Genomic DNA, 8,279 nt, shown 5'->3' on the forward strand with positions numbered 1-8,279 from the left:
ACCTGCGTCTCCTATGGTGGATGTCAGGTACGGGATTGTGTCACTCAACCGGCCAAGATAGTTGTCGCGGACCGGCCACCGTAATTGTCGCCGAACAATTACCGCTGGTTGGGCACCCTCATTGATCACGTCCGTATCAAGGACGACCGTTCATTGGCGGACGCGCTCCGAATGGTTCGCTTTAAGCTCCAGACCTCCAGCTTCCCGCCATACGTCATGCTGCCAGCGAGCCAGCTCAAATGATCTATCGAATTCTGCACGATGAGTCGTACCTAATGCATGTCATTCCGCCGGTGGAGTCTATGACCAAGCTGGGGGAGGAACACGGAACCTTTGCCTTTAACGCTGAACCCAAGGCGTATCAAGGCGTCTGGAAGCCGCTAGAGATTGAGTTCCGCCCCTGCGAGGGTTCGAGAGCGACCGAAGTGCCGGACGTATCGGAAAACTTCGGGCGGCTATTCCTGTCCGAGAGAGCATTCTTGGTCCTGGGCGATCTGTTGGAGCAGAGCGGGGAGTGCCTGCCAGTGACCTTCGGCGGGCGCAAAGGATATATTTTCAACCCCACCTCCACGGCAGAGCAGTATGATGCGATTATTCAATCTGCGACTGCTTACGACGAGCACGGAAACTTGGTGCACTTTGGGTTTGTTGAGGCAAGGCTTGCCGGCGTCCCAATGTTTAAAACTGAGCTGGATCTCTACAAGGGGGTTTTTTGCGGTGAGCCGGTAAGGGATCTCTGCGTCAGCGAGGGGCTGACGGGAATAACTTTCAGCCCGGACGCCTCTAATCCCCTGGGCAGGTCTTACGGCCAAATTCAGTAGGGCGGTCCCGTCCAAGAGGAGGCCGGGTTTGATAGGCTTCTTCAAAACTCTTCGAAATAATCGACAGCGTAAAAACGCCGTGACTTGCCGAGCGCCCGTTCCTTAGGCTCTGTCTACGTCGGGGCTTCATGTGTCCAGTCATGTAGGGAATAGTAATATACACACACGCCAGTGTGGATGAACCCATGCACGATAGTAAGCATGGGAAGCGGTAGCAGCGGAGTAATGGGCTGCCTCAAAGCAGCCCTCATATAACGTCGATAGCGAGCGAGAGCCTGACGTGGTGTAAAAGTTGATGGAGCCTCCTGACGGTATGTCAATAAACCTACCTATTGGAGTAGCCATGAAACCAACTACATTTGAACACCACGACCAACCTAAAGCCAAGCTGGGCCACTTAACACTCCACGAAGATCATCACTACCGAAACCTCCCGGTTCAGGTAACCAGAGGACCGCTTATTGAGGAGTATCTGGAGCGACTGTACGAGGTGGCGCTGGAATCCCTAATGGACAACAGCCGTGTATTTGCAGTTCGGGTAGATCTTAGGTTCCCGGTGAGCTACTGGCCTCTCGAAGGAGAAGCGCTTGGCAATGAGTACATCAGGCGGTTTTGGGAGGTGTTGAAATACAGGCTGTCTCGGTATCAACTCAGAAAGGGCCGTATTCACCCAGCGAAGCTCCACTATGCTTGGGCACGTGAATACAAGGCAGGTGAGACGAAACCACATTTTCATCTGCTGATTCTGTTGAACGGCCATGCCTTCAACACGCTGGGTAATTTCAATTACTCTGGAGAGAATCTGCACAACGTGATAGCTGAGTCCTGGGCGAATGTGTTGATGTTGCCGGAATTCGAGGGGAAGGGGCTGGCGAACTTTCCCGTAGATGGGCAGTATCTTGTTCGGCGGGGCGTTGAATGGGAGCTTCAGAAGCTCTTCTTGCGGGGCAGCTACCTTACGAAAGCCGCCACCAAATCCTTTGACGATGGCTACCACTCATTCCGGACAAGTCAGACTTCAGTCGGCGGATGGATGTGGTGATTGAGTTATGGGCGCCGACAAGGCGCCCATATGCCGGGATAGGTAGTAATTCTTGATGGGCTCGCCTGTTGATATGTAGCCATATTCACAGGAGCCCAATCATGAACACTGATTATCAACTGGTTGCCACCGGAACACTTACTCCACTTAGTCGCGACGTTCTGGATGGCGCGAGCCAAAGCGAACTGTCTTCCAGCCAGTCAAAACGTGCGGACTGGGTCAAGAGGATTCAGCCATCAATGGTGGAGGTGGCGGTCACCAGTGGTAAGCCGGTTTACGCGCAGCGCTGGTATCAGGAGAAAGACCACGCCGCGTTGTTCGGTTATCCAGTGCGTCTGGGCGAAGAGTCCTTCTCGGACATCATCATTGCCACTTGGCATGCTGGAACCTTTGATGTGGAAGCTTGGCGTAAACGTTGGGCATGTGGCGGCGCTCATCTACAACATGAGAAGACATAGTTCGTTTCAGTCTTCGAGAAAGGTGAGCGTGAAAATGGTCATGTTTCGCGCCGATGTTGCTTCAGCGCGACCACCATGAGCCTCGACGATGGATTTGACAATAGCGAGCCCAAGTCCTGCGCCCTCGCTTTGACGAGCTCTCGACGGGTCGACGCGATAAAAGCGGTCGAAAATGTTGGGTAAATGTTCGGCGGGAATCTCCGAACCCGGATTTTGGACGCTTAGCGAGACCTCTTGGTCTCCGGTTCTGGCCAGTTGTACGAGTACCGTCTCCCCCGAGGGTGTGAGGCGGATGGCGTTGGAGAGCAGGTTGGAAATCGCTCGTCGCAGCATGGCCCGGTCACCATGAATGGGGGGTGCCTGGCCTTCCAATATCAGGCGGATTTGCTTCTCTTCCGCCAGTGCCTCGAAAAAATCGAACAGCGCATTCACCTCCCTCGCTAAATCCAGCGGTGTCTGTACAGGCTTGAGGAGACCGTGATCACTCTTGGCCAGCCACAGCATGTCATTGACCATCTTGGCCAGGCGCTCCTGCTCCTCCAGATTGGAATACAGCAGTTCACGGTATTCTTCCCTATCTCTGGCCTTTCCCAGGCCGACTTGGGTCTGGGTAATGAGGTTGGTGAGCGGCGTACGCAACTCGTGTGCGATGTCGGCCGAGAAGTGCGACAGGCGAGTAAAGCTGTCTTCCAGCCGACCGATCATGTGATTGAACGAGGTGACCAGGCCCTGTAGCTCCGATGGCACCGAGGCTGGGTCGAGGCGCACGTGAAGCCGATCGGCCTGGATATCGCCGATTCTGTCAGACAAATCGCGCAGGGGCGCGTGGGCCTGATGAATGCCATACCAGGCGGCCAGAAGGGTAATGGCGCCGGCGAGGCTCATGATAAGCCACAACGTGCGGTGAAAGCTCTGGAGAAACTCCAGGTGGAAGCCCATATCAATGGCCGTAGTGATCGAGTAACTCCGGCCTCCGACCTCACTCTCAGAGATCACACCCCGGAAGGTCTTATCGCCTTCCTGCCAGGTTTGCACGTTGCCTGCATTGATTTCGGACGCTGGGAAGAGGGTATCGGATGCTTGCGACAGGTCGGCACCCGGCATGCTGTAGATAGCATCGCCTTGCTCATCCCGAACTTGGAAAAAGACTCCGTGATGTCCGGATATGGCGTTAGCCAAGGCATCAGTCTGTCGTGCGGAACCGTTGGCACCGCTCTGCAAGGCTTCGACAACGGCTTCGGTCATTACGGCCAGTTCAACGGCATCCTGTTCGGCGAAGTGACGTTCGACGGCACTGAGAACGAGGTTCCCGATCAGGAAGAGGCTGAGCCCAATGGCCAGCCCCACAAACACCATGACCCGAGCGGCCAGCGACAGTGGTTGCCGATTAGTGATCTTCATTGTCGGTTTCCACGTCAAGTTTGTAGCCCATGCCACGCACGGTGTGAATCAGTTTGGGCTCGAAATCATCGTCAATTTTGGCCCTCAATCGACGAATGGCCACATCAATCACATTGGTGTCGGAATCGAAGTTCATATCCCATACCTGGGAAGCAATTAGCGAACGAGGCAACACCTCGCCACGCCGACGGACCATAAGCTCCAGAAGGCAAAACTCCTTGTGGCTGAGGTTGATTTTCTTCCCGGCGCGGGTAACGCGGTGTTTTGGCAGGTCAAGAGACAGGTCGGCAATCTCCAGTTGTTCCGACAGGGTAGGCGCGGATCGCCGGCGCAGTAATGTGCGTATTCGGGCCAGAAGTTCGGTAAAGGCAAAAGGTTTCACCAGGTAATCGTCGGCGCCCAGCTCCAGGCCCTTTACGCGGTCGTCCACAGCGTCACGTGCCGTTAGAAACAGCACCGGAGTCTGGCGGCCGGCTTCGCGCAATGACTGCACGATGCGCCACCCGTCCACATCTGGCAGCATGACGTCCAGAACTATCAGCTCAAAAGACTCCGTCATCGCCAGGTGATGGCCGTCGAGACCGTTGCGTGCCAGCTCGACCATAAAGCCGGCTTCGGTCAAGCCTTGGCGCAGATAGTCACCTGTTTTTACTTCGTCTTCTACCACCAGCAGTCGCATGAAGCACCTCTTCTGATCCGTATCGCACGAGTGTAGCTGACTGTGTCCAACGACAAGGTTACACGAACATTACAAAAATGTAATGTTTGAGTCATCTGGCAGACAGGGCCAGTTTGTTAGAGTGAGTGTTGGTTGTTGAAAACAGCAATGGCTGTTCACTTTCGTTCCAATTGAGGAGTTACCCCATGACACACAAAACTTTACGTTGGTTGGCCGCCCTGCCAGCGCTTATTTTGGTCCTAGCCGTGCAGGCGCATGAGCCGTCGGAGCATATGGAGGAGGCCGAAAAGCCGAAATGCTCAGAAATGAAAGACATGGACCACGCCGAGATGGACATGGATGACCCGGTCATGCAGGCCATGATGAAGAAGTGCAAGCAGCACATGGATAAGAAGGATGCCGACTCAAAGGAGTCCGAGCACAAGCACTCCGAGTCCGATGACGACGCAGCGCGTAATTCCCAACACGACCACTAAAGCATAAAGGAGAGCACATGGCGGCCCCTAGGTTTCTGTCTTGCATCAAATGCCTAATCGCTGCGCTCGTCATTGCCATAGCGGCGGCTGTAGCGTTCATCTACTCGGGTTTGTATCCCGTCGGCGCGGACGATCACCATACGCCACTGACTTATTGGGCGCTGGAAACACTGCGCGAACGCTCGGTTGACCGGGCGTCGAGCGGGATTGAAGTGCCCGCGGATCTGGACACGTCCGAGCGCCTGCTGGCCGGGGGCGCTGATTACAATGACATGTGTGCCGGCTGCCATCTCAAACCGGGCAAGGATGAGAGTGATTTCACCTTGGGCCTCAATCCCGCGCCACCGGATCTGACGCAACCGCATCAAGGGGAAGAGGATCTTGAGTCGCGGGCCCAACATAGGTTTTGGGTCATAAAACACGGCATCAAAGCCTCCGGCATGCCGGGCTGGGGTCCGAACCATGATGACGAGCGAATCTGGAGCATGGTGGCTTTCTTGAGACGCCTTCCCGAGCTGTCCCACGAGCAGTATCAAGTCTTGACTGCTCGGGGTTCCGCTGAAGCTCCTCATCATTAGCTTGGGCTACCGCCTGGTGGGCCCTGGAGTCAGATCCATTTTGCGAGAGTTTACAAGAGTCAGGAGGTTGCATGATGGGAAAACCGATAGAGGCGAGCCGTCGACGCTTTATCAAATCGGCGATCGGGGTGGCATCGGCCCTCGCTATGGCCAGGATGGCGCCGACCTGGGCGTCTCCCCTGGGACGAAGCTATGGCGATGTGGTCAACGCTGGCTCTGCGATCGATTTACATATTCGCCGGGAGGAGATGAATATTGGTGGAAAGATCGGCAGGCCGATCACCATTAACGGCAGCATGCCTGGGCCGCTGATCAGGCTGAAAGAAGGACAGAGAGCTCGCCTGAACGTCACCAATGCACTGAGTGACGACACCTCGATCCACTGGCACGGCATCATTCTGCCTGAAAATATGGATGGCGTGCCTGGCGTGAGTTTTCCCGGTATCAAGCCGGGAGAGACGTTCAGCTATGAGTACGACGTTCAACAAAATGGAACTTACTGGTATCACAGTCACTCAGGCTTGCAGGAACAGTTGGGTCACCTCGGGCCTCTGGTGATTGACCCGGCAGACGGCGATATTGGCGCCGACCGGGAGCATGTGATCGTCCTGAGCGACTGGACCTTTGAAGACCCGCATGAGGTGTTCCGCAACCTGACGGTAGCGGAAGGCTACTACAACTACCAGCAGCGTACTCTGGGCGATACCCTGGCTGACATTCGCCGCCAGGGTCTGGAGAAGACCTGGAAAGAGCGCTCTATGTGGAACCAAATGCGCATGAGCTCCCGGGATTTGCTGGATGTGACCGGATCCACCTATACCTATCTGATGAATGGCCGTGATAATGCAACAAACTGGACAGCGCTGTACAAGCCCGGCGAAAAGGTCCGGTTGAGAATCATCAATGGATCGGCCATGTCGTTTTTTGATTTTCGCATTCCGGGCCTTGAGATGGTGGTGGTCTCCGCCGACGGTCAACCGATCAAGCCAGTCACAGTCGATGAATTCCGTATCGGCGTGGCGGAAACCTACGATGTCATCGTGACGCCGAAAAGCGACCGGCCCTATACGCTGTTCGCGGAGAGTATGGACCGCAGCGGTTATGTCCGGGGCACGCTCGCAACGGAGGTGGGGCAGCAAGCACAGGTGCCCGATTTGCGGCCGGTGCCCGAGCGGGGTATGGCGGCCATGGGAATGAGCCACGATATGGATGGCATGGATATGTCGTCTTCCAAGGGCGATGAATCCGGTATGGGGGGCCAGCATGAGATGCACGGTGACCATGGCGGGGGTATGGCGGCATCTCAACAACGGCCTTCGGCCCCGGATCTTGGCATCGAGCACGCGCCGGGCGGCCATGGTCCCGCCGCAGCGATGATTGCTCGCAACCCGGTCAGCCGGCTGAATGAGCCTGGCGTTGGTCTTGAGGATGTGGATCATCGCGTTCTGGTCTATGGCGATCTGATCGGCGCTCATCCCTGGCCAGACGAGAGGGAGCCGGAACGGGACATTGAGCTTCACCTTACCGGCAACATGGAAAAATACATGTGGTCCTTTGATGGTGTGAAGTTTACCGAGGTCGATGGCCCTGTGGAGTTCAACCATGGAGAGCGCCTGCGTCTGATTATGGTAAATGACACCATGATGGAACACCCGATCCATTTGCATGGCATGTGGATGGAGCTTGAAAACGGCCAGTATCCCCGTCCGCGCAAGCACACCATCAGCCTCAAGCCCAGTGAGGTGGTCTCGTTGCAAATCAGCGCCGATGCGCCCGGCAGCTGGGCCTTTCACTGCCATCTGCTGTACCACATGAAGGCGGGCATGTTCCGCGTCGTCAACGTCAGCTAAGGAGGACTTATGAGAAAACTGAACATTTTGATGCCTCTAACGCTGGTGGGAATGACCAGCACGGTGCATGCGGGCCACGCGGAAGACGACTGGCCGGACCCGGTCAAACCCTACCGAACCGGTCAAGTACTGTTTGACCGTCTGGAGGCCACCCGCACCGATAACGAGGAAAGCTTGATCGTCTGGGATATGTTGGCTTGGTACGGCGGGGATCGGAATCGAATCTATTTTAAAAGTGAAGGCGAAAACCGGAAGGATGATGGAGAGCCCACTGAGCTGGAAAGCGCGGAGGTGCTGGCCAGTCGTTTGATCGCCCCATTCTGGGAGCTGCAGGGCGGTATTGGTACCCGGGGTTCGTTGGCGTCGGGGGCGAATCGCGAAAACTATGTTGTGTTCAGTCTATTTGGAGTAGCTCCCTATCGGTTTGAAATGGACAACTCCATTATGATTAATGAAGATGGAGATATAGCCGCGAGCATTGAGGCCGAGTACGACCTTCGTATGTCCCAAGTGTCGTATCTTCAGCCCCGCGTGGAGATTGCCGCCGCGCTGACTGACGCCGAAAAGTACGGTCGCCCCAGTGGGGTTAACGATGTTCGTGTGGGGTTACGCTATCGGTACGAACTGGCCAGAGAGTTCGCGCCTTACATCGGGGGCTACTGGAGTCGATCCCTGGGCGATAAGGCTGACCAGATTCGTGCAGAGGGCGGTGATGAGTCCGAAGCTGGCATCGTGGTCGGTGTTCGTATGTGGTTCTAAAGCGCTGTGTTGAGTAACCAAATGCCGGAGGATGCATGGCAAATAACCTAGACAGAACAACCCGTTATGAGGAAGGAAGTCTGACCTTGCCGGGCACGGTCATGCTTGGAACCGGCGTCATGATTGGCGCCGGTATCTTTGCGCTTACCGGGCAGATGGCGCAGATGACCGGCGTCCTTTTCCCGTTGGCGTTCCTGGCCGCCGCCGTCATCGTC

Annotated in this window: 9 protein-coding genes and 1 pseudogene; 8 read left to right on the plus strand and 2 right to left on the minus strand. The window is 55.9% G+C overall.

The window, feature by feature from the left end; all coding sequences use genetic code 11:
• The first annotated feature begins 239 nt into the window (after positions 1-239).
• The 3 genes from CMG77_RS00120 to CMG77_RS00130 all read left to right on the plus strand — a co-directional run bounded on the left by CMG77_RS00120 (position 240) and on the right by CMG77_RS00130 (position 2,321).
• Positions 240-821: a hypothetical protein gene (locus tag CMG77_RS00120; RefSeq protein ID WP_286875194.1), complete on the plus strand. Its 582-nt coding sequence runs from the start codon at positions 240-242 to the stop codon at positions 819-821.
• A gap of 343 nt (positions 822-1,164) precedes the next feature.
• Positions 1,165-1,863 (plus strand): YagK/YfjJ domain-containing protein, encoded by a 699-nt coding sequence (locus CMG77_RS00125; protein ID WP_286903380.1) that lies wholly within the window; start codon positions 1,165-1,167, stop codon positions 1,861-1,863.
• A gap of 101 nt (positions 1,864-1,964) precedes the next feature.
• A complete protein-coding gene (locus CMG77_RS00130; protein WP_286804741.1) occupies positions 1,965-2,321 on the plus strand; it encodes a hypothetical protein in 357 nt (118 codons plus the stop codon).
• 6 nt (positions 2,322-2,327) lie between these two features.
• On the opposite strand, the gene CMG77_RS00135 is transcribed toward CMG77_RS00130, so the two are convergent.
• Entirely contained in the window at positions 2,328-3,722 is a 1,395-nt protein-coding gene (locus CMG77_RS00135; protein WP_286804742.1) for a heavy metal sensor histidine kinase, read from the minus strand.
• Entirely contained in the window at positions 3,709-4,401 is a 693-nt protein-coding gene (locus tag CMG77_RS00140) for a heavy metal response regulator transcription factor (protein ID WP_277673026.1), read from the minus strand. The genes CMG77_RS00135 and CMG77_RS00140 overlap by 14 nt, the downstream gene beginning before the upstream one ends.
• A gap of 185 nt (positions 4,402-4,586) precedes the next feature.
• Between CMG77_RS00140 and CMG77_RS00145 the strand changes: the two genes are divergently transcribed.
• The 5 genes and pseudogenes from CMG77_RS00145 to CMG77_RS00165 form a co-directional block, all read left to right on the plus strand.
• Positions 4,587-4,877, plus strand: coding sequence for a hypothetical protein (locus CMG77_RS00145; RefSeq protein ID WP_265367045.1), 291 nt, complete (start codon positions 4,587-4,589; stop codon positions 4,875-4,877).
• 17 nt (positions 4,878-4,894) lie between these two features.
• A complete protein-coding gene (locus CMG77_RS00150; protein ID WP_277673025.1) occupies positions 4,895-5,455 on the plus strand; it encodes a c-type cytochrome in 561 nt (186 codons plus the stop codon).
• Between the two features lie 71 nt (positions 5,456-5,526).
• Positions 5,527-7,305 (plus strand): copper resistance system multicopper oxidase, encoded by a 1,779-nt coding sequence (locus CMG77_RS00155; protein WP_286804747.1) that lies wholly within the window; start codon positions 5,527-5,529, stop codon positions 7,303-7,305.
• A gap of 9 nt (positions 7,306-7,314) precedes the next feature.
• A complete protein-coding gene (locus tag CMG77_RS00160) occupies positions 7,315-8,064 on the plus strand; it encodes a copper resistance protein B (RefSeq protein ID WP_277673024.1) in 750 nt (249 codons plus the stop codon).
• Positions 8,065-8,099: 35 nt separating this feature from the next.
• Positions 8,100-8,279, plus strand: a pseudogene (locus CMG77_RS00165) (hypothetical protein); the annotation flags it as partial.

Origin of the sequence: Marinimicrobium sp. (assembly GCF_002695945.1) — a bacterium.
GTDB classification, from domain to species: Bacteria; Pseudomonadota; Gammaproteobacteria; order Pseudomonadales; family Cellvibrionaceae; genus Marinimicrobium; species Marinimicrobium koreense.

Coding starts and splice junctions, on each gene's coding strand:
- CMG77_RS00120 (WP_286875194.1), top strand. CDS start 240: ATGATCTATCGAATTCTGCACGATGAGTCGTACCTAATGCATGTCATT.
- CMG77_RS00125 (WP_286903380.1), top strand. CDS start 1,165: ATGAAACCAACTACATTTGAACACCACGACCAACCTAAAGCCAAGCTG.
- CMG77_RS00130 (WP_286804741.1), top strand. CDS start 1,965: ATGAACACTGATTATCAACTGGTTGCCACCGGAACACTTACTCCACTT.
- CMG77_RS00135 (WP_286804742.1), bottom strand. CDS start 3,722: ATGAAGATCACTAATCGGCAACCACTGTCGCTGGCCGCTCGGGTCATG.
- CMG77_RS00140 (WP_277673026.1), bottom strand. CDS start 4,401: ATGCGACTGCTGGTGGTAGAAGACGAAGTAAAAACAGGTGACTATCTG.
- CMG77_RS00145 (WP_265367045.1), top strand. CDS start 4,587: ATGACACACAAAACTTTACGTTGGTTGGCCGCCCTGCCAGCGCTTATT.
- CMG77_RS00150 (WP_277673025.1), top strand. CDS start 4,895: ATGGCGGCCCCTAGGTTTCTGTCTTGCATCAAATGCCTAATCGCTGCG.
- CMG77_RS00155 (WP_286804747.1), top strand. CDS start 5,527: ATGATGGGAAAACCGATAGAGGCGAGCCGTCGACGCTTTATCAAATCG.
- CMG77_RS00160 (WP_277673024.1), top strand. CDS start 7,315: ATGAGAAAACTGAACATTTTGATGCCTCTAACGCTGGTGGGAATGACC.